Genomic DNA, 24,546 nt, shown 5'->3' on the forward strand with positions numbered 1-24,546 from the left:
GCAAACATGTCAGAAACGGGATGCTGTCGCCCGTCGAGTTCGAAAAGCAGCAGAAAACGTAACCCGAGGGTGTCTACGAAACGCGGGGCTATTCAGACGGAATATCGAGCAAAGCTCGATGAGGCGGCTGCTGGACGAGATCCGCGTGGCTCAGATGATGCGATGCTTCGGCAGAGGATCGTGCCGCATGCCCGACAGGCGATCGACACCTTGCGCAATACCGGACAGATCGGCGACGGTCCCTATCGCCAAGTGGAGCAGGAGCTTGACTGGCTCGAACTCAGTACGAGGCGCTGACCACTCACCGGGCGCCGTCAGCTTATGCCGCTTCAACAGCGGGTGCCAATCGGTTCAAGGCACCGCATCCTGTCGCCGACTGCACCGGTGAGCGCGACGCCACAAAATGCGGCTCGTTCAGCCGCCGCGATTATGGCTGCGCGCCGCGAGGGATATTTAGACATGTCCATCCACACTCTTTTCAGATTGATGTGGCTCGAGCCGCAGCAATGTCGCCAAGCACCGAAAGTGCTAGAGATGTTGCATCACGAGCTTTCGCGAAGATCCCGATCGGTGCCTTTATGCGGGCGATATCGGAAGGTTTGTAGCCAAGGCTTTGAAGTGCCGCGCTTCGTCGTTCATGGGTACGGCGGCTTCCGAGCGCGCCGATATAAAATGGGTTGGCGGCCAACGCGGCTTTCAGGGCAGGGATTTCGCGGTCTAGATCGTGATGAAGAATCACGACTGCGGTGTCCATGTCGATGACATCGGCAAGCTTCGGCTGCGACGTGAAGCTGAAGCCGTAATCCGTGCAAACGGAATATCCACAGGCGCGCGCCAAGCCGGCAGCTGTCTCGACTTCGATCGCGCCGCCTGAAAAAACAACCTTTGTCTTTGGCCGATACGACGTTACAAAGCAGCCTCCTTCCCACATGGACCGGGTGGCGGAGAGCACGGGAGCAAGGGATTGCGATGCCGGATCGTAGATGAGGCCAACCCGGTCACGATGCTCGAGCTGAGTAAGCGCCGTTCGCAGACTTTTCGCCTGGCGAATAACATGGATCGCTACCGTTATGCCGCCACCGCACGGAAGTACGATGTCGAAAAACTTTGAGCCTTCGCCGAGCCGAAGGTAGCGATCAAATCCACTGGCAATCGCCGCAACCGCTTCAGCCGCGACAGCGGCCTCTGTGCAGCCGCCTACACGTAGCCACAATGAAGAGCATCACCGCGAACCGCCATTTGTGATCCCAGGGCACGCGCCGCTCCACCGCGGATTTCGACCAGTGTGACGAGAGCAGCCCCAAGGCCGCTCTCGTACGAGTCTAGTGCGAACTGTAGAATTTGTTGCGGATCGTCAGAGACGAAGGCCACTTTCGTAGCGGCTTCGACCTCAGCGAAGGTCTGCAATCGTTCACGCATTTCTTCTATCCGTATCATTGCCGGGCAGACACGTCTTCCTGTGCCCGCTGCAGATCAGGCCACTGCCGGCATTTTTTCGAGCAACTTGTCCAATGTGATGGGATAGTTGCGCACTCGAATGCCGAGCCTGGCGCCCGACCGACATAGAGACGGTACCACCGCATCGCGTAACGTATTGCGGGTCTTGATGACTAGACATGTCGGCTCCTGAGCTCGAACCACCTCGATCGCTTGCTAAGGACGAGCGGACAGTTCCAATTCGGTGATCCGATGGAATTCTTGTACTCTAGCGAGGGCTGTCGCAGAGTTATGCCGAACCCTTACGCATTTGTCGTGAATTGTAATCATGGCAACGAGGGAGAGTTGGTCCCAGTTGCAGCCTTCATCGACAGGAGGGTCTGCACCATCGTCTTGCTGAGCGGGCCGACCGAAAATACTTGGCCCGGACGACCAGGCAGCGTCTTAGCCGCCGTGAGGTCGAGGGCTGTTCCGGCGACAAGTGCGACCTTCCCTGAAATAAGGATACATGGTGTCCCTGTTCAGTACTAAGTTTTCCGAAGGTCTTGAAGGGCAATCAGCGCCGCGACAGTTGCGGCAAAGAGGATCGCTGCGCTGAAGACGAATACGACGGTAATCCCGCTGACATCAACGATCGCTCCGCCTAGTGCAGCGCCGATGGTCATCGCGATTTGAATGGCGGCCACCAGCAGGCCGCCGCCGCTCTCGGCTTCGTCCGGAACGGTGCGGGTCAGCCACGTCGACCAGCCGACGGGGATGGTGCCAAACGAAAAGCCCCACAGAGCGACAATGACTGAAATCAGGATTGCGGACCCGCCGAGGACTACAGCCGCAATCGCGAGCGCGCTCATCACCAAAGGCACCAGCCACAGCGTTAGCCAGAGGTTCGTCTTGAGCAGCCAGCCGGAGGCGGAGGTTCCGACGAAGCTGCCGATACCAAATGCCAGGAGGATGAGCGTTACCCCATTCACGCTCGCATTCGTGACCGTTTCGAGAAACGGTCTCAGATAGGTGAAGAAGGCAAAGTGCCCGGCAAAGACCAGAACAACCGCCGACATACCTAGGCCGATGCGGGGACGCTTCAGGACATGGAAAAGGGTGGCTAGCCGCGCCTGTCCACGGGGCGGCATGGATGGCAGCGAAACGAACTGCCAAACGAATCCAATGACTGCCAGCACAGCAGCGGCGGTAAACACGCCACGCCAGCCGATCACGCTGCCGAGATAGCTTCCGATCGGCGCGGCGGCCACCGTCGCAACCGAGACGCCGCCGAAGATGATCGAGAATGCTTTCGGCACGGCATCTTCAGGAACCAACCGCATGGCCAGAGCCGCCGACAAAGCCCAGAAGCCGCCGAGCGACAGGCCGAGAAACATTCGCCCGATGAGGAGGACAAACAGGTTGGGTGCGAACGCCACAGTCAGGTTCGAGAGGATTTGGATCGCCGATAGCCACAGCAGCAGAGTGCGGCGATCGAGGCCACGTGTGGTGACCGCGATGAAGATGCTGGTCACAAGCGCGACGACGGCCGTAGCGGTCACAGCCTGGCCCGCCATGCCTTCGGTGATGCCAAGGTCGGTCCCCATCGGCGTTAGCAGGCTGACAGGAAGCATCTCGGCTGCCGTAAGGCTCGAGACACCGAGCCCGGTTGCCCATACCGCTGCCCAGTTGGTCGATGGAGAGAGTGTTTCCAATGTCGTATCTGCCATGACGATCCGTCCGCTTTGTTATTTACGGCAACAACATATGAAAATCGTGAGAATGCTGCCGTAATGTTGATTATGGCACTTGATTTGAGGTTCTCTCAGTCAGGATTCTCAAATGAGTGCAACTGTGACGACCCTAGCGACTGGCGCGAACAGTCAAAAATGTCTTCGATATTATTCGTTGACGCTCGTTCTCTGGCCTATCGGCCGACGAGCTTCTGCAGGTGCTCGGGATAGCGGTCGCCCTGGACGACGATCTTCGACTTGGCCGTCCTGATCTGCTCCAGGTCAGCCTCTGTAAGCTCGACTTTCGCAGAGCCAATATTCTCGTCGAGCCGATGCAGCTTCGTAGTGCCAGGGATCGGCACGATCCATGGCTTTTGAGCCAGGAGCCACGCAAGTGCGACCTGCGCCGGGGTTGCCCGCTTGTTTTCGGCGAGCTGCTTCAGAAGGTCAACGAGCGTCATGTTGGCCATGCGAGCCGCGGTCGAAAAACGGGGTCCGCTGTTTCGGCTGTCTCCGTCGCCGAATTCCGTCTTCTCGTCAATCTTGCCGGTCAGGAACCCTTTGCCCAGCGGGCTGAACGGCACGAAACCAACGCCGAGTTCTTCCAAGGCGGCCAGCATTTCGGTCTCCGGTTCGCGATAGAATAATGAATATTCGCTCTGAAGAGCTGCCAGGGGCTGGACCGCGTTGGCGCGCCGGATCGTTTGGATCCCCGCTTCTGACAGACCGAACTGCTTGACCTTTCCTTCCGCAATCAGGTCCTTGACGGTGCCAGCGACATCCTCAATCGGAACGTCCGGATCGACACGGTGCTGGTAGAAAAGGTCGATGACATCTGTTCTCATCCGCTTGAGGGACTGTTCGGCGACGATGCGGATACGCGCTGGAGTGCTGTCGAGACCCTCCTTGGGTGTACCGTTCTTCCAGCCGAACTTTGTGGCTAGAACCACCTTGTCGCGGAATGCCTCGACCGCTTCGCCGAGAATTTCTTCGTTGGCGGCGCCATAGGCTTCGGCGCTGTCGAAGAATGTCACGCCCTGTTCGTAGGCTGCTCGGATCAGGGTAATCGCATCTGTCCTATCCGTGGCGGGGCCATAGCCGAAGGTCAGCCCCATGCATCCAAACCCGAGTGCCGACACTTCCAAGCCGCTTGTTCCGAGAATTCTCTTCTGCATTTCAAATCTCCGATGCGTGGTGCAGGTAATGATCTGCCTGTCAATTTCATTCGGCGAACTCGTAGCATTTTCGAAATCACCGAGAAGGCAAGGCCTCGGCGATAAACTCACTGTCGCGTGGTCGCGGAACGCGGTCGAGTTCTTTCTGAAGGAGCTCGACCCGGCGTTTGATGTCGAGACCTACTTACTGACTGAGCTGTTGAAATCCTGTAAGATAAATCGATCGACTTTCTCGGCGCTGGCATCAAGCAGGCTGTCGATGCGTGAATTGAGGATCCAAGCTTCATTTCCAACGACTGCGACCGCAGACGGGAAGGTGCTTACAGCGGGTTTCGTTGCATTCACCTTCGCGGTGGTCCAGCCATCATCGGAGGCGATTTCCACGGCACGCGGCTCACCAACATTGACCGAAGCCACAAGATGGTTGGGGTCAGTAAGGTTGATGCCATCCATTCCCTTGAACGTCTCAGGCAATGCCACCTTACTAATTTTCACCGGATCGGAGATGCTGATCCGGAATATTTCACCGCTGTTCCAGGCGCCGACCAGGAGATAGCCGTCGGGATGATAGACGATGCCGTTTAGGCCGAACATGTCGCCGGTCTTAAGTACGGGCGCATCGGCGAAAACGGTCAACTTACCGGAGGTATCGATGCGATAGATCACCTGTGCGAAGCTATCCGTAACATAGGCGTTGCCGGCGGGATCGAGCGCCACGTCGTTGGCATTGCGAACGCCAGGCCCCACGGATGCGAGATCGTAAAAGGCGAGACGCTTGCCCGTCTTGCTGTCAAAAACCGCAATTGCAGCCAGCTTGCCCTGTGTCTCCGCAGAAGATTTTTCGGATCTACCCAAGTCACCGACAGTTACCCAGAGGTGATCCCGCGCGTCATCGACATGGATGCCGAAGGTCGATGGGAGAGCTTCGTCGCGAATAAAGGTCTTGTAATTGCCGTCCATGTCCACAGTTCCGATCGAACCGTGCTGGGCCGAACCGATGAAAAACATGCGCTGTTCAGAAGACCAGGACACACTTTCGGGGTAGATCGTGTCTCCAGAGAACTCGATATTCTTCGTATCGCCTCCGAAGCTTAAATTCGCGGTCAGAAAAAATATTACGCTAACAGTTGCAGCAAATCTGGCGATACGCATTTTAGTCCTCGATTGTATAGTGAATTTGGAACTTGCCCGTAGAGCGGCGACGCCCCGCCCGCGTTGCGACAATTTAGCGTCCGGTCGTCGCCAATAGATGCGCCGGGTAGCGCTCACCCTCTATGTCAATATCGGCAAGCGCATGAGAGATCTCGAACAGATCGCCGTCATCAAGATCAAGATTGACCGAAGCGATGTTTTCCTCCAGCCGGTGCAATTTCGTTGTGCCCGGGATCGGGACGACCCAAGGCTTCTGCGCCAGCAGCCAAGCAAGCGCAACCTGCGCCGGAGTGGCACCTTTCTCAGCCGCGATGCGCTTCAGCAGGTCTACCAGTGCCTGGTTGGTTTCCATCGCCTGCGGTGTGAAGCGTGGAAGAATGGAGCGGAAATCGCCCTCTCCAAGCTTGGTGTCCCTGTTCATGGCGCCGGTGAGAAACCCCTTGCCGAGCGGGCTGTAGCACACCAGGCCGATACCCAACTCTTCGCAAGCCTCAAGGATACCATTGGTTTCAACGCCTCGGCTCCAGAGGGAGTATTCATTCTGGAGGGCGGCAACCGGCTGTACCTTATGAGCACGACGAACTGTCTCGGCACCCGGTTCTGAAAGGCCGAAATGTCGTACCTTGCCCGCAGCGATCAAGTCCTTGACGGCTCCTGCAACATCTTCGATCGGCACGTTCGGATCAACCCTGTGCTGATAGAACAGGTCGATGACATCAGTACCTAGCCGCTTGAGCGATGCATCGGCTACCTCCCGGATGTGCTCGGGGCGACTGTTCAACCCTTGCGATTTGCCATCGACAATATCGAAACCAAACTTCGTCGCGATCACGACGCGATCCCGAATGGGGCTTAGCGCCTCTCCGACCATTTCTTCATTGGTGAAAGGCCCATAAATTTCGGCTGTATCAAAAAAATTGACCCCTCGATCTGCTGCCTCGCGGATAAGGGTGATGCCTTCGGCCTTGGTCACCTTCGTCGCATAGCCAAAATTCAGACCCATGCAGCCAAAGCCGACGTTGGACACCTCAAGATTGTCGTTTCCCAGATATCGAAGCTTCATTGCCGTTGCCCTTTCAGCTTAAACGCCAGTTGCTCTCAACGAACCTGCGGCAACTCTACCCGGTTTGCACTCCGGGGATTAGACACCGACCGGAACTAAGGTATATGACTGAAGGTCATCAATATGGAGCGTATACATGAGGCGCGAGGACCTTGCCGACCTGACGATATTTCTTGCTGTCGCCGAGGAAGGCAGCTTCACGGGTGCGGCGAAAAAACTGGGCCTCAGCCAATCTAGTCTCAGCCACACACTTCGGCGTCTTGAAACCCGGTTAGGATTGCGGCTTCTGACGCGCACGACACGTAGCGTGGCGGTAACGGAGGCTGGAGAACGGCTTCTCGATATTCTCCAGCCAGCGCTTTCCGGCATTGAAGAGCGCCTGTCCGACTTGAACGAGTATCGGGAGAGGCCCGCCGGCACCATCCGCATCTCATTGTCTGAACATGCAGCCGAGTCCGTGCTGTGGCCCGCAATTGACCGGCTGATTACGAAGTATCCAGACATCAATATCGAACTAAATGTTGATAATGGTTTCGTTGACATCGTCAGTCAGAAGTTCGATGCCGGCGTCAGGATGGGAGAGAGGGTCGAAAAGGACATGATTTCAGTCCGTATCGGGCCAACGCTGCGGATGGCTGCATTCGCTTCGCCAAGCTACATCGCCCGCAATGGCATACCAACCACGCCAAAAGACCTGGCAAACCATCGTTGCATCAACATGCGCTTCGTCAGCGGCGGCAGCATCTATGGGTGGGAATTCGAGAAATCAGGCGGGGAGATAGCGGTCAAGGTCGATGGCCAACTCGTCCTCAACTGTACCCCCCTAATAATCAAGGCTGCCCTTGCAGGTCACGGCATCGGCTTTCTGATTGAGGATGTCGTAAGGGAGCACATGGGCACCGGCGCACTTGTCCCGCTGCTCCAGGATTGGTGCGAGCCCTTTGATGGCTATCATCTCTACTATCCAACACGGCGGCAGGCATCGCTGGCCTTCCGCCTTCTTGTCGATGAACTGAGATACCGGGTCTAGCTTACACGATGGTGGCAGGGCCGACTTGCGCGCCAGACACGGCCGGCGGATGAAATCGTCGTCACGCCTAACGCCTTTTTCCGTGAACGAATTCGGCAAAAGCTGTCGCGAAAAGCGTCAGCACCTCCCTCGATAGTTATAAGCGAAATTTCAGTGATAGGAATGCATCTGGGAGACGGCAAGCACGACCCAATTGTACATTCTTGCAAAGTCTGCTAATGACTGAATGATTATTCGTTTATTTTTTCCTCAAGATAAGAAGTCGGGAGTTGCAAGTAATTCTCTAGACGGGGTGAGCTCTGGTCTGCTTTTGGGTAACGTATTACATAAGGATTTTTGCGTTTTATCTAGAGACCAACTTAAAGGAAGCGTCAAAAGGCGTTCCCCTTTAACCTTAGCTATAATTTTCCAAGTTCCGATGTTAGCGATTTGATCTCGAAATATGCTTAAAATTGTAGCTCCAACTGGAGACTTTGATGGAGATAAGGCAGCTTCGAACGGTAGTGCACGTTGCGGAACTGGGAAGCATCAGCGGCGCTGCGGAGCGGCTGCACATTGCCCAGCCTGCGTTAACCCGCCAAATTCAGGCACTCGAAGACGAACTAACGATCCGCTTGTTTTACAGACATGGACGCGGCGTCAGGCTCACTGGTCAAGGTGCCGCTTTCCTTGCTCGAGCAAAAAGGATATTGCATGAGGTCGAGCAGGCGCGAACCGAATTCATTTCCGACGATGCGGCCCTCTATGGCGAGATAGCCGTTGGCATGCCGCCGACGGTGTCGGACACGCTCTCGACAATCCTGATCGAAAAATTTTTGCGCGAGCACCCCAATGTCAAGTTGAGGGTCGTATCAGGTTATAGCGGCCATATCTTAGATTGGCTCCAGAAGGGGGTGATCGATCTCGGCATTATTTACGATGCAAAGCACCCCGCTACGATCGTCTCTCAGCCCATTCTTCTCGAAAAACTTTTTCTAGTTCAGCGTGCAACGAAGGTGCCTCTAAAGGATGAGGCAACGCTTGAGGAAGCGGTGACCTTGCCGCTCATTCTTCCAAGTCAGCAACATGGTCTCAGACTTCTTATCGATGATGTAGCAACACGTCACGGTTTTACTATTACCCCAATCGTTGAAGTTGATTCTCTTCCTGTTCAGATCGACTTGGTCTGCCGCGGATTAGGGGCTACCATTTTGCCTTATCTGCCAGTCTTTAGACGAGTTGAAGCGGGCCTTCTCGAAGCTCGTCCGCTGATGTCGCCTCCAATAACTAGACAGCTTATCCTTGCACGCACAGTAGGAAGGCCTGAATCTGCGGCAGTTCGAAAATTTGCGGAACTCATTACGAGAGAGATTTCCCAGCTTGTCACAAACGGCCATTGGCTGGGCGTTCTGACCTGACATCTTGTCTAAGAAATGCCCGTAAAGCATATCTGTGATCATGAAAAGGTTTTTCACACAGCGAGGTCGGTACTCTAAGCTGTTCATTGTGACAGAATGAGGAAACCGGAATGCACCCCGATAATTTCATGGAAATACGAGATGCCGTACGCGCACTTTGTGTAGAGTTTCCGGCTGAATACCATCGCAAGGTCGATGAGGGTCGGGGTTATCCTGAGGAATTCGTGGACGCGTTGACCAAAGCCGGATGGATGGCGGCGCTTATTCCTGAAGAATACGGCGGTTCGGGCCTCGGTCTTACTGAAGCTTCCGTGATCATGGAGGAGATTAACCGCTCCGGTGGAAACTCCGGTGCATGCCACGGTCAGATGTACAATATGAACACGCTGATCCGCCATGGCTCGGAGGAGCAGCGGCAACGTTACCTTCCACTGATTGCATCAGGCGAACTGCGTCTCCAGTCGATGGGTGTCACCGAGCCGACGACGGGAACCGATACGACGAAGATCAAGACTACGGCGATAAAGAAGGGCGATCGTTACGTCATCAATGGCCAGAAGGTCTGGATCTCACGCATTCAGCATTCCGATCTGATGATTCTGCTTGCCCGGACAACTCCGATCAATGAGGTGAAGAAAAAGTCGGAAGGCATGTCGATCTTTATCGTCGACATCAAGGAAGCGGTGAAGAAGGGGATGACGGTTCAGCCAATCCTCAACATGGTCAACCATGAAACCAACGAACTGTTTTTTGACAACCTCGAAATTCCTGCCGAGAACCTTATAGGCGAGGAAGGCCAAGGATTCAAATATATCCTGACCGGCCTCAATGCCGAACGTACGCTGATTGCGGCCGAATGCATTGGAGATGGCTATTGGTTCATCGAAAAGGTATCGAAATACGTAAAGGAGCGGACGGTATTTGGCCGCCCGATCGGCCAAAATCAGGGCGTTCAGTTTCCTATCGCAGAGAGTTATATTGAAATTGAGGCCGCCAACCTCATGCGTTATGAGGCCTGTCGCCGTTATGATGCACAGGAGCCTTGTGGAACTCAGGCAAACATGGCGAAATATTTGGCGGCCAAGGCGTCCTGGGAAGCGGCCAATGCCTGCCTCCAGTTTCATGGCGGCTTTGGCTTCGCGTGCGAATACGATGTCGAGCGCAAGTTCCGTGAGACACGCCTTTACCAGGTCGCGCCGATCTCCACCAACCTCATCCTCTCATACGTTGCCGAACATGTGCTCGGCTTGCCGAGATCATTCTGATGACGGGGGAAAAACGCCTCCCCCTCGAGGGCATCAACGTGATTTCCATCGAACAGGCTGTGGCGGCGCCGTTCTGCTCGGCAAGGCTCGCCGATGCGGGTGCGCAGGTCATCAAGATTGAGCGACCCGAAGGTGATTTTGCACGCGGCTATGACGATGTCTGCGCCGGGCAGAGCAGCTATTTCGTCTGGTTGAACCGTGGTAAGAATTCGCTGGTCGTCGATCTCGCCACCACCAAAGGCAAGCAAACGCTTGCCGCGTTGCTTGCCAAGGCGGATATTCTCATCCAGAACCTCAAGCCTGGAGCTCTTGATCGCATGGGCTTCGGCGCACAAAAGCTGCGTCAGACGCATCCTCGACTGATCATCTGCTCTATCAGTGGTTACGGTGAAACAGGCCCCATGGCTCACCGCAAAGCCTATGACTTGCTCCTTCAGGCTGAATGCGGTCTGTCTTCTGTAACCGGTGGACCTGAGGCTCCAGCCCGAGTGGGCATTTCCGTCGTCGACATTGCGACCGGGTCCACGGCCTATTCCGCGATTCTCGAAGCGCTGCTGGCGCGTGCGGTGACCGGCGAGGGCGCCTATATATGCGTCTCCATGTTCGACGTGATGGCTGATTGGCTCACGGTGCCGCTTTTGCATCAGGAGGGTGGAAAGGCGCCCAAAAGGCTGGGTCTGGCTCATCCTTCGATTGCGCCTTATGGCGTCTTCACTGCCAAGGATGGCATGGATGTTTTGATCGCGATCCAGAGCGACCGGGAATGGGCAAGGTTCTGCACCGAATTCCTGCAAAAGCCCGAGATGATCGTTGATCTGTTGTTTGCCAAAAATGTTCTGCGCGTGAAGAACCGCGCTGCTACCGATGATCTCGTCGCATCCGTGTTCGCAACCATCGATGCTTCTGAGGCCGAACGTCGTCTGATCGCGGCAGATACAGCTTTCGCCTCCGTCAATGACATGGCCGCGCTTTCTGCCCATCCGCATCTACGGCGGATCATTGTCGAAACACCGGCGGGGCCAGTTGCCTATCCCGCGCCGGCGCCGATTTTTGTCGGCGAGGCAAGATCTTACGGGTCCGTGCCGGCTATCGGAGAGCGCAGCCGTCCTGAATTCGCGGAGATTGGATCATGAAGGAAACTGTAGAAATGGATGTCGAATATCTGCGTTCCTGGATCGGCCGGAAAGAGGTAGTTTCGGATTTTGTTTCAATTGATCTGGTCCGCAAATTCAATGCAACACTCGACCTAGGCGAGCGTTTGCCGGTTGTAGGCGACACTGCTCCCCATCTTATTCAGTATTGCCTGGCGCAACCGGCAATCCAGGCACATCTTTTGGGTAACGACGGCCACCCACAGAAAGGCGGTTTTCTGCCGCCCGTTCCCCTTCCACGGCGAATGTGGGCAGGAAGCAATCTGGTGTTTCATGGACATATTCTTGTCGGCGACCTTGTGAGGCGCGTCTCCCATATCGCCGATGTGGTTATCAAGGAGGGTCGCACGGGGGTGCTCTGCTTCGTGACGGTGGAGCACAAAGTGGACGTCGCCGGAAAGCTCCTGATCGAGGAAACGCAGAATATTGTTTATCGCGAAGCCGCAATGCCTCAGGATCCGTCAAAGGTAGCGGAAAGCGAACCTGCTCCCACAGGACAACATCAACGGGACGTCGTCGTGTCTCCGACACTCCTTTTCCGCTATTCGGCACTTACATTCAATGGTCATCGCATTCACTATGATCGGCCCTATGCGACGGAAATCGAACAATATCCGGGCCTTGTTCTCCATGGGCCATTGCAAGCAACGCTGCTCCTAAACTATGCGGCCGAACTGAAAGGCGGGGTCCCTACGAAATTTATGTTTCGCGGCCAATCACCTTTGTTCGATGATGACAAGGTGAGCCTCCACGCAACGGAGGATAACGGTCGCATGAAATTGTGGACGGCGCGCGAAGACGGGCCCATCGGAATGAGCGCGGAGGCTGACTGGCCATGAGGCTCGCTAATTTCACCATACCACTCTTCGTGCCAGGCAACCGTCCCGAGCGTTTCGAGAAGGCGGCGGCATCGGGTGCGGATGCCATCGTGATTGACCTTGAGGACGCAGTACCGGGAGATGCCAAGAACGAGGCACGAGCTGCACTGCAGGCGGATTTTTCTCACATGCCGGTTCTGGTGCGGGTCAATGGAGAAGGGACTCCATGGCATGCCGATGACATGGCGGTTGTGTCCAAATTGCCTTTCGCCGCCATCATCGTCCCGAAGGCGGAGCTCGGCGGTGTCCTTGCTGATATCGCCGCGAATTACGGCCTTCCGGTTCTCCCGCTTATAGAAACTGCCCGGGGACTGTCTCAAGCTAGGCAGATCGCGAAATTGCCGGGTGTCGCGAGACTTGTATTCGGGACGGTTGATTTTTGTGCCGATCTCGGATGCGCACATATACGCGAAGCACTGCTAGCAGCGCGAACGGAACTCGTGCTGGCTTCCCGTCTTGCAGGGCTTCAGAGTCCAATCGACGGCGTGACGACGTCCATTGACGATGGCGCGCTTGTGGCGTCGGACGCCCGTTATGCCCTTGACTTGGGCTTTGGTGGTAAGCTCGCCATTCATCCACGTCAGATCGAAGCTATTCGTACGGGTTTCAAACCTACGCCATCGGAAGTCGAGTGGGCAGAAAAGGTCGTTGCAAGTGGCGATGGCGCTGCCGCAGTAAATGGAGCCATGGTCGATGAGCCTGTTCGTATCAGAGCCCGGTTCATCCTCGCCCGCGCAGCCGATTGAGTGCTGGTTATCTTTTAGCTTCAGAGAAAATGAACATTGAGGACCCCATGAAGATCCTGGTGCCCGTTAAGCGAGTTGTCGATTACAATGTTAAGATCCGGGTTAAAGCGGATGGCTCGGGTGTCGAGCTTGCCAATGTGAAGATGTCGATGAACCCGTTCGACGAGATTTCCGTCGAGGAGGCTCTGCGTCTGAGGGAGGCTGGCAAGGCCGAGGAAGTGGTGGTCGTTTCGATCGGCCCAGCCAAGGCCGAAGAGACGCTGCGCACTGCACTTGCGATGGGCGCCGACCGGGCGATCCTGGTCGAGTCCGACGATGCCGTCGAGCCGCTGGCTGTCGCCAAGATCCTGAAGGCGATCGTCGATGCCGAACAACCGGGCCTGATCATCGTCGGCAAGCAGGCGATCGATGACGACAGCAACCAGACCGGCCAGATGCTGGCAGCGCTGATGGGCTCGGGTCAGGCAACATTCGCCTCGAAGATCGAAATCGGCAATCCAGGCCCTGGGGGCTCTGCGAAAGTCACTCGCGAGGTCGATGGCGGTCTGCAGACGATCGAGGTCAAGCTTCCGGCCGTGATCACCACAGATCTTCGCCTGAACGAGCCGCGTTACGCCTCGCTGCCTAACATCATGAAGGCGAAAAAGAAGCCGCTCGACAAGAAGACACCGGCTGATTTCGGCGTCGAGACCACAGCGCGGCTGAAGGTCCTGAAGACCGAGGAGCCGGGTGGGCGCAAGGCGGGCATCAAGGTCAAATCGGTCGAGGAGCTGGTCAGCGCCTTGAAGACCGCCGGCGTGATCTGAGCAGACAGAAAAGGATAACATCATGACCATTCTTCTTCTGGCAGAACACGACAATGCCAGCCTCAACGACCAGACCGCCAAGGCACTGACTGCGGCCGCGCAGATTGCCAAGGATCTTGGAAGCGATGTTCATATCCTGGTAGCCGGTTCCGGCGCCCAGGCTGCGGCCGATGCGGCGGCAAAACTTTCAGGCGTTGCCAAGGTCCTGCTCGCCGAAAGCGCGGACTACGCCAACAATCTGGCGGAACCGCTGGCGGACCTGATCGTCTCGTTGGCTCCAGCCTATGACGTGATCATCGCACCGGCGACGGCATCGGCGAAAAACGTCATGCCGCGCGTCGCAGCCCTGCTTGATGTCGCCCAGGTCTCGGAAATCATCGAAGTCATCTCCGCCGATACGTTCAAGCGGCCGATCTACGCCGGCAATGCGATCCAGACGGTGCAGGCAACTGACGCCAAGAAGATGATCACCGTGCGCGGCGCCTCGTTTGCAGCAACGGCTGAAGGCGGCTCGGCTTCGGTCGAAGCTGTCTCCGGCGGCTCCAACCCCGGTGTATCCTCGTTCGTCTCGGATGCGTTGTCGTCGTCGGAACGCCCTGAACTGACATCGGCCAAGATCATCATTTCCGGTGGTCGCGCGCTCGGGTCTTCGGAAAAATTCCAGGAGGTGATCCTGCCGGTGGCCGACAAGCTGGGTGCCGCCGTCGGTGCTTCGCGCGCCGCCGTCGATGCGGGTTACGCGCCGAACGACTGGCAGGTCGGACAGACCGGCAAGGTGGTGGCGCCTGCGCTTTACATCGCGGTCGGCATATCAGGTGCGATCCAGCATCTGGCCGGCATGAAGGACAGCAAGGTCATCGTTGCGATCAACAAGGACGAGGAAGCGCCGATCTTCCAGGTAGCAGACTTCGGCCTCGTCGGCGATCTGTTCACCATCCTGCCCGAACTCGAGAAGGCGCTTTGATCTGACATGAGCATGACTGACCACGAACTCCCCGAACGCGAGGCGATGGAATTCGACGTGGTGATCGTCGGCGCAGGCCCTGCCGGTCTCAGCGCTGCGATCCGGCTGAAGCAGGTCGATCCGGACCTGGCGGTGGTAGTGCTTGAAAAGGGCGCAGAAGTCGGCGCGCATATCCTGTCCGGCGCCGTGGTGGATCCGTCCGGCATCGACAAGCTTTTGCCGGACTGGCGCGAGGATGCGGGCCATCCGTTCAAGACCCCGGTCACTGCCGACCATTTCCTGTTCCTGGGGCCAGCCGGTTCCATCCGCCTGCCCAACGTGATGATGCCGCCGCTGATGAACAATCACGGCAATTACATTGTCTCGCTCGGCAACGTCTGTCGATGGCTAGCCGAAAAGGCCGAAGCCTTGGGCGTCGAGATTTATCCCGGGTTCGTTGCAACCGAGCTGCTTTATAATGAGCAAGGCGCGGTGATGGGCGTTGCCACCGGCGACATGGGCATCGAGCGCAACGGCGAACCGGGAGCGGCCTTCACCCGCGGCATGGAGCTGCACGGCAAATACGTGCTGATCGGCGAGGGCGTGCGCGGCTCGCTTGCAAAGCAGCTGATCCAGAAATTCGATCTCCAGAAGGATCGCGAGCCTCAGAAATACGGCCTGGGCCTCAAGGAACTCTGGCAGGTCAAGCCGGAGCATCACAAGCCCGGTCTCGTCCAGCATTCGTTCGGCTGGCCTCTCGGTATGAAGGCGGGCGGCGGTTCCTTCCTCTATCACCTGGAAGACAACCTAGTTGCCGTCGGCTTCGTCGTCCACCTCAATTATAAGAACCCCTATCTCTATCCTTTCGAGGAATTCCAGCGCTTCAAGACCCATCCCGCCATTCGCAGCGTCTTCGAAGGCGCCAAGCGTCTGTCTTATGGCGCGCGCGCCATCACCGAGGGCGGCTACCAGTCGGTGCCGAAATTGACCTTCCCCGGCGGCGCCCTGATCGGCTGTTCCGCCGGCCTCGTCAACGTGCCGCGCATCAAGGGCAGCCATAACGCTGTCCTTTCCGGCATGCTCGCCGCCGACCACCTTGCCAAGGCGATCGAAGCCGGCCGCGCCCATGACGAGGTTGTCGAGATCGAAGCCGAATGGCGCGATACTCCGATTGGCAAGGATCTGAAACGCGTCCGCAACGTCAAGCCGCTATGGTCGAAGTTCGGCACTTTGGTCGGTATCGGTCTAGGTGGTCTCGATATGTGGACCAACCAACTGTTCGGCCTGTCGATCTTCGGAACGCTGAAACACGGCAAGACCGACGCGCAGTCTCTGGAGCCTGCCGCCCAGCACAAGAAGATTGATTACCCGCGTCCGGATGGCGTCCTCACCTTCGATCGCCTGTCCTCGGTATTCCTGTCCAACACCAACCACGAGGAAGACCAGCCGGTCCATCTCCACGTGAAGGACATGGATCTTCAACGGCGCTCCGAACTGGAAGTCTACGGCGGCCCATCCACCCGCTACTGTCCCGCCGGCGTATATGAATGGGTCGAGAAGGACGGCGAAGAGGTCTACGTCATCAACGCCCAGAACTGCGTCCACTGCAAGACCTGCGACATAAAGGACCCCAACCAGAACATCAACTGGGTGCCGCCCCAGGGCGGCGAGGGGCCGGTCTATACGAACATGTAAGTCAACTATTGCATTTGAGGTACCTCCATGCCCATCACCAAAATTCTGTGTGCCAACCGTTCCGAAATCGCCATCCGAGTCTTCCGCGCAGCAAATGAACTTGGTATCAAAACGGTCGCGATCTGGGCTGAAGAGGACAAGCTCTCCCTCCATCGTTTCAAGGCGGACGAAAGCTACCAAGTCGGTCGTGGTCCGCATCTGGAAAAAGACATGGGGCCAATCGAGAGTTACTTGTCCATCCCGGAAGTGATCCGGGTGGCGAAGCTATCCGGGGCCGATGCCATTCACCCGGGCTACGGGCTTCTGTCTGAAAGCCCGGAATTCGTCGATGCCTGTCGTGAGGCGGGGATCATCTTCATTGGGCCGCGACCTGACACAATGCGCAAGCTCGGCAACAAAGTGGCGGCCCGCAATCTGGCGATTTCCGTCGGTGTGCCAGTGGTTCCGGCGACCGAGCCGCTGCCTGACGATATGGATGTGGTGGCGAAGATGGCCGTCGAGATCGGCTATCCGGTCATGCTCAAGGCCTCCTGGGGCGGCGGTGGACGCGGCATGCGGGCGATCCGCGATCCCAAGGACCTAACCAAGGAAGTCACCGAAGCCAAGCGCGAGGCAATGGCGGCTTTCGGCAAGGACGAGGTCTATCTGGAGAAGCTTGTCGAACGGGCGCGGCATGTCGAGAGCCAGATTCTCGGCGATACGCATGGCAATGTCGTGCATCTGTTCGAACGGGACTGCTCGATCCAGCGGCGCAACCAGAAGGTCGTGGAGCGGGCGCCGGCGCCCTATCTCAGCGAGGCGCAGCGCCAGGAGCTTGCTGCCTATTCGCTGAAGATCGCCTCCGCAACTGGGTACGTCGGGGCGGGCACGGTCGAATACCTGATGGACACCGATACCGGTAAGTTTTACTTCATCGAGGTGAATCCGCGGATTCAGGTGGAGCATACGGTGACCGAGGTCGTCACCGGGATCGACATCGTCAAGGCGCAGATCCACATCCTGGATGGCTTTGCCATCGGCACGCCGGAATCAGGCGTCCCGAAGCAGGAGGACATCCGTCTCAACGGCCACGCGCTGCAGTGCCGCATTACCACCGAGGACCCGGAGCACAACTTCATCCCGGATTATGGCCGCATCACCGCCTATCGCTCGGCGTCCGGCTTCGGCATCCGGCTCGATGGCGGCACGTCCTATGGCGGGGCGGTGATCACCCGTTATTACGATCCGCTGCTGGTCAAGGTGACCGCCTGGGCTCCGTCGCCGACCGAGGCGATCGCGCGCATGGACCGGGCGCTGCGGGAGTTCCGCATCCGCGGGGTGGCCACTAATCTAACCTTTCTCGAAGCGATTATCACCCATCCAAACTTTCTCGACAATTCCTACACGACCCGCTTCATCGACACGACGCCGGAACTGTTTTCCCAGGTCAAGCGGCAGGACCGCGCCACCAAGCTACTGACCTATCTGGCCGATGTCACAGTCAACGGTCACCCGGAGACCAAGGGCCGACACATGCCGCTGGCGCAGGCGGCAAAGCCCGTTCTGCCCTATATTAATCGACCGGTTCCGGACGGCACCAAGCAGTTGCTCGACCAACTCGGACCGAAGAAATTCGGCGAATGGATGCGGGCGCAAAGCCAAGTGCTGATCACCGACACGACCATGCGCGACGGCCATCAGTCGCTGTTGGCGACCCGAGTGCGCACCCATGACATCGCGCGCGTCGCCTCCGTCTATGCGCGGGCGCTGCCCAACCTCCTGTCGCTGGAATGCTGGGGCGGGGCGACCTTCGATGTGTCGATGCGCTTCCTCACCGAAGATCCATGGGAGCGGCTGGCGAGGATCCGCGAGGATGCGCCGAACATCCTGCTGCAGATGCTTCTGCGCGGCGCCAACGGTGTCGGCTACACCAACTATCCCGATAATGTAGTGAAGTATTTCGTGCGCCAGGCGGCCAAGGGATCGACGGAAAAGGGCGGCATCGACCTGTTCCGGGTGTTCGACTGCCTCAACTGGGTGGACAACATGCGGGTCTCCATGGATGCCGTCAACGAGGAGAACAAGCTCTGCGAGGCGGCGATCTGTTATACGGGGGACATCCTCAGTTCGGCGCGGCCCAAATACGATCTCAAATATTACACTGCCCTGGCGCAGGATCTGGAGCGGGCTGGCGCCCATATCATCGCACTTAAAGATATGGCCGGACTACTGAAGCCGGCGGCGGCGAAGGTGTTGATCAAGGCGTTGCGCGAGGCGACCGACCTGCCGATCCACTTCCATACCCATGATACGTCGGGTATTTCGGCGGCGACGGTGCTGGCGGCCGTCGATGCCGGCGTAGATGCGGTGGATGCTGCGATGGATGCGCTGTCGGGCAATACCTCGCAGCCCTGTCTCGGCTCGATCGTCGAGGCCCTTTCGGGTTCGGATCGCAATCCCGGCCTCGATCCGGCGTGGATCCGAAGGATCTCCTTCTATTGGGAAGCAGTGCGCAACCAGTATGCTGCCTTCGAGAGCGACCTCAAGGGACCGGCCTCGGAAGTTTACCTGCATGAAATGCCGGGCGGCCAGTTCACCAATCTCAAGGAGCAGGCCCGCTCGCTCGGCCTCGACACCAAGTGGCACCGGGTGGCGCAGACCTATGCGGATGCCAACCGGATGTTCGGCGATATCGTCAAGGTGACCCCGTCGTCCAAGGTGGTCGGCGACATGGCGCTGATGATGGTCTCCCAGGACTTGACGGTGGCGGACGTCGAGAACCCGGCCAAGGATATCGCATTTCCAGATTCGGTGGTCTCGATGCTGAAGGGTGATCTTGGCCAGCCTCCGGGCGGTTGGCCAAAGGCATTGCAGAAGAAGGCGCTCAAGGGTGACACCCCATATACCGCAGTTCCCGGGTCCCTCCTTGCGAAAGCTGATCTGGATGCTGAGCGATCTGCAATCGAGACTAAGCTTGAACGCAGCGTTTCGGATTGCGAGTTCGCGTCCTACCTCATGTATCCTAAAGTGTTCACTGATTTTGCACTGGCCTCGGATATCTACGGGCCGGTCTCCGTCTTGCCGACGCCCGCTTATTTCTACGGCCTGGGCGATGGCGAGGAGCTTTTTGTGGAGATTGAAAAAGGCAAAACTCTAGTCATCGTCAACCAGGCGATGAGCGCAACCGATGCTCAAGGGCTGGTGACGATCTTCTTCGAGCTCAACGGCCAGCCGCGTCGCATCAAGGTGCCCGACAGGGCGCACGGTGCAACGGGATCCGCCGTGCGCGCCAAGGCCGATCCTGCCAACACCGCGCATCTGGGCGCGCCCATGCCGGGCGTCATCTCGCGCGTGTTCGTGACGACAGGTCAGGCGGTGAAAGCAGGCGACGTGCTCGTCTCCATCGAAGCGATGAAGATGGAGACCGCGCTGCACGCGGAAAAGGACGGCACCATTGCTGAACTACTCGTCAAGGCCGGCGACCAGATCGATGCGAAGGATCTGTTAATTGTCTATAGAGGGTAGCAAAATGATTCGCTGACTAAAGTTCTACTTGGCTTTCCCTAAGGTGTGAAATGCCCCCAGCCAATAATTATTCACCTTGCACCTACAGGCTCTGTCGTAACCATGGCGACGGCACGAAAGTTTCCTGCTTCAGAGGAGCACTCCATGTTTCGACCGTCATGTTGAGCGTTCGATGATCCTGCTGTGCCTACGCTTGTATCCGGATGAAAATCTCAGCCTTCGGGACCTGGATGAGATCATGGCCGAGCCCGGCATTCACATCTACTAATCTGCGACTCATCGCTGGGTGGTGCCTCTTACTCGACGGTTATCCGGCGCGTAGGTCATCGGCAACACTATGTCGATAAAACCTGTGTGAAGTTTTACAGGACGTCTCACTCGTCATCGAGAGCGGCGCCATACTCTCGCGTTCTTACTTGCCAGGAACGGTAACCTGCCGACTACCAAAAGCTTATGAGAAAAGTGCTGAACCATCATGGCCGACCAAATGGTGTTGTCATTGATGGTAGCGAGACGAACTGGGAGGCCTGATTGTCTCAGACGGAGATGCCACGATGGCCTTGACACTCCGGCCGATGTCAATTTTGGACGCGACGCGACTAGAACATCCTGCTTGAAGGGATCAAACGAGACACGATGAGAAGCGCCGCTTACCCACTACGTCAAAGCGGCTTAAATTGAAATACCGAAGCTCAAAACGTCTCGGATCATTCGACGACGGACAGGCGGCGACCGAAGTCTCAATGGTGATACTGGCTTGTATAACTACGGCTCCTTTAGTGGTTTCAATCGCGAGATTTTTCTCATCGAGGCCGCTAGCAGTATCTCCTCCGTGCTTGCTACCTTTCGCCTTCGGCAAAGAACATAACGAGGCAGCCCTTTATACCAACTCTCGCTCCAGTGAATATACAGTTCTCTTCGCGCCTGCCAAAGCTCTACTATATATATTTAGCATGAGACACACAATGCAACCTCTGCAAGGAAAGTTCAGTCAGGGAGTTCCTGAAGAAAAACCGTATACACACCCGTAAACCAGGGCATGGTGGCCAATCTGTCACGCCATGCCGTTTTCCGGGCAGCCTCCCGTTCCGGGGAACGAAGTGCCTGAATATCACTGAGATAGTGCAACGCGAGATGACGTCCGAATATCGATGGTGAGCTTTCATCCATAATAAAGCGGCGCGTCGAGATCCACTGGCTACAGCCGTGCAATATTATCGTATGTTCTTTATCGTACCAGCTCGCTAGGTCACTGACATGTTCATCGGGGACTGGAAAACCAACCGAGTAGAGTATTGGCAAATCGCGAGGGTCACCGTAGACATCACCTCGCTTTATAAAATTCTCCTCATAACCTTTTGAAATCTCGCACTGGACCTCCGATTTACCGGAATCCGGCACATGCAATTCGGCTCCGTCGGCCTTCGAAAACTCGGCTAGCGCTATGGAAAGTCCGCCGTTAATCCGTCGATATCTTCCTGTGCGCTCTATCCCAGGTAGATTGCTGTAGATCTCAACGAAATTCCTAGCCGCCATATCAAGTTCATCTTGAGAACCATTCGTGAAAGATGCTATTACGATCAACTTTCCCATATGTGTATCGTCCTGTAATATGAGGTTCTTGGCGAAGAGCGGACAGCTGGCCGGCTTGCGGCTGCGACATCCTACGTCACGCCGGCCAGATACCCGCGCCTCCAGTAAGGAGCGTAGAGGTTCATAAGGTCGACGCGGCGAAAATCGTCACCCAAACTTTCGAAATGAATCTGATCGAACTTAAAATCGGCCAGTGCCTCGATCATCACCAGATGAGCTGGATCAGGAGCATATTCGGACCGGAATACCCTGATCTGCAGAACGTTAAGTTTGCTCTCAATTGCCTTCCGCATTCTTTCAATCATGGCTGCCTCAGCGTCGCGTGCTACCCCCCGCAAACGCAACAGGCCCATACGAGCTGGCGAACCAGCATCTCCATAAGATGCATGACGGGGATAAATTTGTGGTCCCTCGATCCTGCTCTGACCATTCACCCTGGTCAGAATCCGCTTTGACCAGGGACTGAACGCTCCGCTTAATTTTTTATATCCCGGACCCTCTAGGACACCATAATCTCTTAAGTCGTACGCTGCAGCGTAACGAGGAAAGCCATCGAGGCAAACGAAACGGCGGGCAGAAAGAAAGCCGTCGATTTCAGCACGCTGAACAGTATGTTCAGTATCGTACCAGTCGTTAAATTCCTCCTCCAAATCTGAGGTTGGTTGCATGATAGCGAGTAGTAGTCCTTTAGGCTCATCCACTTTTTTCCCCCAATTCTGTATCCATCATTCGTGATTAAGAGAGTATTTCAGGTGTATTCACCGCAGGCTGAATGGTCTCGTCATTTTGATTTTGAGTTCTCCCGACACACGCCAGAGCGCCATGCTTTCCGGAAATGCCACCTATAATTGTATTGCCGCCGCACTAGGTTAAGCATTTTTCGTGAAAACCTCGTCGCGTTTTTTTTGAAACAAGGTGCGATCATCAGAAACCAAAGCACGGCCCGGGTAAAAGGGAGCAGGTTCACAACAGGATCATGTTTTATGATCGCGGCGATATTTGGAGTAGTTGGATATCGTTGGGAGCTTATGATCCAACGGCACCCTCCACCCAGTTGTAGTCGCCATGAAGCTAAGGACGGCCAGAGAAAAATATTCCACTGAACCGGACGACTTAGCAACAGCGAGAACGGTGGTGCAAATAGGGCAAGAAATGCTGTTGAAAACGGTGCCTGTAAAACGTATGCGAGCGCCGCAATCGAAAGGCCCATGGATTGCCGTCACAACGGACGATGTCTCACCGGGCAAGTTACAAGATGGCAGGATCTCCATCGATATCCGATACGCCTTTCAGAATGCTTCTACCAATCACGCATCCGATTTGTCTACGACGCCTTTCCATTCGTACAGCCTGACGTCTTCAGCCGGTCTAACTAGTTTACTTCGGAGGCAAAATCCACCAGTGTGCGGGTAATGCGTGCATAACTCTTTCGGATCTGTCCTCCCCATACACTAGGTCTGGAAGCAGCGAGGGTCCGCAACGTGAAATGTCACGCAAGGCGGCCTGGCTATCTTAATATTTCGCCCGTTTCCGTCGCGGTCTTGGCCTGGAAAAGTGAGCCGAAAGGCATGTCGGTGACATCGACGTCTGAAAGCTTGAGCGCATGCCATAGAGTAGCCAGGGTGGCAGTTACAACTGGCACCCCCAGCTCTGCCTCAAGTTGGTGAATTACCTCGTGAGAATATGTATTCAGGCATGTTATCACCAATGCTTGGGCGTCGGACGTCCATGCCGTCCTGGCCAAATCCATCAACGTCTCGGCTGAAGGCGCAGCCAGACTGAAGGAATCGGTAATCCCAAGACAAGATGATCCGACGACTTCAAACTCGCATTCACGGAAATATTGATGTTCGAGTTCATCAATCTGCTTTGGATAGGGAGAAACAACGCACAACCGGTTGACGGAAAGATAATTCAATGCGCATTCAATTGCGTAGGCACCAGTGGTCGCCGCTGTGCCGCAAATCGCTTCCAACTCCTGGCGCAGGTGTCGGTCATACTCTCTTCCCTGCACCAGGCTGGAGGCGGCACAGCAATATGCGACACTGGAAGGACGGCAGCTCGCGATTTGACGCGCGGCTGCTACCCCGTCAGTCTCGTCCATTCTTCTTACCATTTCGGGGGATAGCGAGTTCGAAAGCAGCATACGCGATGTGTGCACCGAAACGTTTGCCGGCACAGATTTCGCGAAGAGAGGCTCAACCACCGTGTTGACGCTTGGTAAAATTACACCAATCCGGGTATCTGGCCGAAGCGAATACGTCACCACAATTCCTCCCTCAATTCCCGCCCTCCCAAGGCATTGTTGCCACACCACTGCCAGAAATATTTGGCCGCGTAAAGTTTTGCTAGCGGATAACATTTACCCTGAAGACGCAACTAAGCTGTACGAATGAATAATCAGTCATTCCAGAACGTATGTCAAGCGTTGTGGTTGGGTGACTACTATCGATGACGACGCTGTAGGGCCGGTCATGACGTGCCACTGCCTTCCTGAAAAACTGCTAAGCCGTCGGCAGGTCAGGTTGTGCGTTGAACCAGAATTCGACCGTCTCGCCGGCACTGTCGACATGTGGCTGGCGGCTGTGTGTATGATGATGATTGGCTCCCGTTTCGTCCTGTCATCGCCGCTTTCGCTGCGTGGCTTGAAGTCAATATGCCGCGTCGGCTTCGTGGCTTTGCGATTAAAACCAGAATTTTAATCAACGTACCTATGCAAGCTGTCCTTCTGTCGCATTAGGAATGTCATGGGAAAGCAAGAGCGCATTTGGTTCAAATCGAGATTGACACCGCGTTATGAATGAGCCATCATTCGCCCATAGGTCTGCCTAGTTCTTGGAGAAAACGTGGCTTAGATCAGTCAAAGGCTCGCGTCTGTTTTGAGCTTTAGCTTCCACAGCAAAAACTACGATTGTCTGGAAAGCCGCTTCAAACACAGCGTAGAAACTCGGTCTGGGGCTATTGGGATGTTGACGGCTAGCGCTTCAACAGGGTGGATG

The 24,546-nt window shown here is 56.3% G+C and carries 17 protein-coding genes and 3 pseudogenes; 11 read left to right on the plus strand and 9 right to left on the minus strand.

The features are described 5' to 3' along the window. Positions 1 to 297: pseudogene (locus C8J36_RS25210) on the plus strand (hypothetical protein); the annotation flags it as partial. Positions 298 to 478: 181 nt separating this feature from the next. Here C8J36_RS25210 and C8J36_RS23645 read toward each other — a convergent pair. The 5 genes and pseudogenes from C8J36_RS23645 to C8J36_RS23665 form a co-directional block, all read right to left on the minus strand. Beyond that, positions 479 to 1,419 (minus strand): annotated as a pseudogene (locus C8J36_RS23645) (XdhC family protein). A gap of 545 nt (positions 1,420 to 1,964) precedes the next feature. Next, positions 1,965 to 3,146 carry an MFS transporter gene (locus C8J36_RS23650; RefSeq protein ID WP_132537729.1) on the minus strand — a complete coding sequence of 394 codons (1,182 nt, stop codon included), beginning with the start codon at positions 3,144 to 3,146 and terminating at the stop codon, positions 1,965 to 1,967. Between the two features lie 197 nt (positions 3,147 to 3,343). After that, positions 3,344 to 4,324 carry an aldo/keto reductase gene (locus C8J36_RS23655; RefSeq protein ID WP_132537730.1) on the minus strand — a complete coding sequence of 327 codons (981 nt, stop codon included), beginning with the start codon at positions 4,322 to 4,324 and terminating at the stop codon, positions 3,344 to 3,346. A 180-nt stretch (positions 4,325 to 4,504) separates the two neighbouring features. Then, positions 4,505 to 5,476 carry a gluconolaconase gene (locus tag C8J36_RS23660; protein WP_132537731.1) on the minus strand — a complete coding sequence of 324 codons (972 nt, stop codon included), beginning with the start codon at positions 5,474 to 5,476 and terminating at the stop codon, positions 4,505 to 4,507. Positions 5,477 to 5,549: 73 nt separating this feature from the next. After that, positions 5,550 to 6,539: an aldo/keto reductase gene (locus tag C8J36_RS23665; protein ID WP_132537732.1), complete on the minus strand. Its 990-nt coding sequence runs from the start codon at positions 6,537 to 6,539 to the stop codon at positions 5,550 to 5,552. A 136-nt stretch (positions 6,540 to 6,675) separates the two neighbouring features. Here C8J36_RS23665 and C8J36_RS23670 point away from each other — a divergent pair, with 136 nt between their 5' ends. The 10 genes from C8J36_RS23670 (at position 6,676) to pyc (ending at position 19,954) form a co-directional block, all read left to right on the plus strand. Beyond that, positions 6,676 to 7,569, plus strand: a complete 894-nt coding sequence (locus tag C8J36_RS23670; RefSeq protein ID WP_132537733.1) for a LysR family transcriptional regulator — start codon at positions 6,676 to 6,678, stop codon at positions 7,567 to 7,569. 476 nt (positions 7,570 to 8,045) lie between these two features. Next, entirely contained in the window at positions 8,046 to 8,966 is a 921-nt protein-coding gene (locus C8J36_RS23675; RefSeq protein ID WP_132537734.1) for a LysR substrate-binding domain-containing protein, read from the plus strand. A gap of 110 nt (positions 8,967 to 9,076) precedes the next feature. Then, on the plus strand, positions 9,077 to 10,231 hold the full coding sequence (locus C8J36_RS23680; RefSeq protein WP_132537735.1) for an acyl-CoA dehydrogenase family protein: 1,155 nt from the start codon (positions 9,077 to 9,079) through the stop codon (positions 10,229 to 10,231). Further along, positions 10,231 to 11,364, plus strand: a complete 1,134-nt coding sequence (locus tag C8J36_RS23685; RefSeq protein ID WP_132537736.1) for a CaiB/BaiF CoA-transferase family protein — start codon at positions 10,231 to 10,233, stop codon at positions 11,362 to 11,364. Before C8J36_RS23680 ends, C8J36_RS23685 begins: the two co-directional genes overlap by 1 nt. After that, entirely contained in the window at positions 11,361 to 12,221 is an 861-nt protein-coding gene (locus C8J36_RS23690; RefSeq protein ID WP_132537737.1) for a MaoC family dehydratase N-terminal domain-containing protein, read from the plus strand. The genes C8J36_RS23685 and C8J36_RS23690 overlap by 4 nt, the downstream gene beginning before the upstream one ends. Further along, positions 12,218 to 13,006: a CoA ester lyase gene (locus tag C8J36_RS23695; protein ID WP_132537738.1), complete on the plus strand. Its 789-nt coding sequence runs from the start codon at positions 12,218 to 12,220 to the stop codon at positions 13,004 to 13,006. The genes C8J36_RS23690 and C8J36_RS23695 overlap by 4 nt, the downstream gene beginning before the upstream one ends. Before the next feature lie 47 nt (positions 13,007 to 13,053). Further along, entirely contained in the window at positions 13,054 to 13,812 is a 759-nt protein-coding gene (locus tag C8J36_RS23700; protein ID WP_132537739.1) for an electron transfer flavoprotein subunit beta/FixA family protein, read from the plus strand. A gap of 22 nt (positions 13,813 to 13,834) precedes the next feature. Next, a complete protein-coding gene (locus C8J36_RS23705) occupies positions 13,835 to 14,776 on the plus strand; it encodes an electron transfer flavoprotein subunit alpha/FixB family protein (protein ID WP_132537740.1) in 942 nt (313 codons plus the stop codon). Positions 14,777 to 14,788: 12 nt separating this feature from the next. Beyond that, complete coding sequence (locus C8J36_RS23710) at positions 14,789 to 16,450, plus strand: electron transfer flavoprotein-ubiquinone oxidoreductase (RefSeq protein ID WP_132537741.1); 1,662 nt, start codon at positions 14,789 to 14,791, stop codon at positions 16,448 to 16,450. Positions 16,451 to 16,477: 27 nt separating this feature from the next. Next, on the plus strand, positions 16,478 to 19,954 hold the full coding sequence (pyc, locus tag C8J36_RS23715) for a pyruvate carboxylase (RefSeq protein ID WP_132537742.1): 3,477 nt from the start codon (positions 16,478 to 16,480) through the stop codon (positions 19,952 to 19,954). A gap of 987 nt (positions 19,955 to 20,941) precedes the next feature. Here the strand turns inward: pyc and C8J36_RS23720 are convergent. The 4 genes and pseudogenes from C8J36_RS23720 to C8J36_RS25530 form a co-directional block, all read right to left on the minus strand. Continuing rightward, positions 20,942 to 21,547, minus strand: a complete 606-nt coding sequence (locus C8J36_RS23720) for a hypothetical protein (protein WP_132537743.1) — start codon at positions 21,545 to 21,547, stop codon at positions 20,942 to 20,944. A gap of 71 nt (positions 21,548 to 21,618) precedes the next feature. Beyond that, positions 21,619 to 22,248: a hypothetical protein gene (locus tag C8J36_RS23725; RefSeq protein ID WP_132537744.1), complete on the minus strand. Its 630-nt coding sequence runs from the start codon at positions 22,246 to 22,248 to the stop codon at positions 21,619 to 21,621. Between the two features lie 806 nt (positions 22,249 to 23,054). Then, a complete protein-coding gene (locus C8J36_RS23730) occupies positions 23,055 to 23,813 on the minus strand; it encodes a hypothetical protein (protein WP_132537745.1) in 759 nt (252 codons plus the stop codon). Between the two features lie 175 nt (positions 23,814 to 23,988). Then, positions 23,989 to 24,117: pseudogene (locus C8J36_RS25530) on the minus strand (IS6 family transposase); the annotation flags it as partial. Between the last annotated feature and the right edge of the window lie 429 nt (positions 24,118 to 24,546).

The organism is Rhizobium sp. PP-F2F-G48 (genome assembly GCF_004342335.1).
Lineage (GTDB): Bacteria > Pseudomonadota > Alphaproteobacteria > Rhizobiales > Rhizobiaceae > Ferranicluibacter.

Coding starts and splice junctions, on each gene's coding strand:
- C8J36_RS23690 (WP_132537737.1), top strand. CDS start 11,361: ATGAAGGAAACTGTAGAAATGGATGTCGAATATCTGCGTTCCTGGATC.
- C8J36_RS23665 (WP_132537732.1), bottom strand. CDS start 6,539: ATGAAGCTTCGATATCTGGGAAACGACAATCTTGAGGTGTCCAACGTC.
- C8J36_RS23710 (WP_132537741.1), top strand. CDS start 14,789: ATGACTGACCACGAACTCCCCGAACGCGAGGCGATGGAATTCGACGTG.
- C8J36_RS23655 (WP_132537730.1), bottom strand. CDS start 4,324: ATGCAGAAGAGAATTCTCGGAACAAGCGGCTTGGAAGTGTCGGCACTC.
- C8J36_RS23695 (WP_132537738.1), top strand. CDS start 12,218: ATGAGGCTCGCTAATTTCACCATACCACTCTTCGTGCCAGGCAACCGT.
- C8J36_RS23685 (WP_132537736.1), top strand. CDS start 10,231: ATGACGGGGGAAAAACGCCTCCCCCTCGAGGGCATCAACGTGATTTCC.
- C8J36_RS23650 (WP_132537729.1), bottom strand. CDS start 3,146: ATGGCAGATACGACATTGGAAACACTCTCTCCATCGACCAACTGGGCA.
- C8J36_RS23680 (WP_132537735.1), top strand. CDS start 9,077: ATGCACCCCGATAATTTCATGGAAATACGAGATGCCGTACGCGCACTT.
- C8J36_RS23720 (WP_132537743.1), bottom strand. CDS start 21,547: ATGGGAAAGTTGATCGTAATAGCATCTTTCACGAATGGTTCTCAAGAT.
- C8J36_RS23660 (WP_132537731.1), bottom strand. CDS start 5,476: ATGCGTATCGCCAGATTTGCTGCAACTGTTAGCGTAATATTTTTTCTG.
- C8J36_RS23700 (WP_132537739.1), top strand. CDS start 13,054: ATGAAGATCCTGGTGCCCGTTAAGCGAGTTGTCGATTACAATGTTAAG.
- C8J36_RS23670 (WP_132537733.1), top strand. CDS start 6,676: ATGAGGCGCGAGGACCTTGCCGACCTGACGATATTTCTTGCTGTCGCC.
- pyc (WP_132537742.1), top strand. CDS start 16,478: ATGCCCATCACCAAAATTCTGTGTGCCAACCGTTCCGAAATCGCCATC.
- C8J36_RS23705 (WP_132537740.1), top strand. CDS start 13,835: ATGACCATTCTTCTTCTGGCAGAACACGACAATGCCAGCCTCAACGAC.
- C8J36_RS23675 (WP_132537734.1), top strand. CDS start 8,046: ATGGAGATAAGGCAGCTTCGAACGGTAGTGCACGTTGCGGAACTGGGA.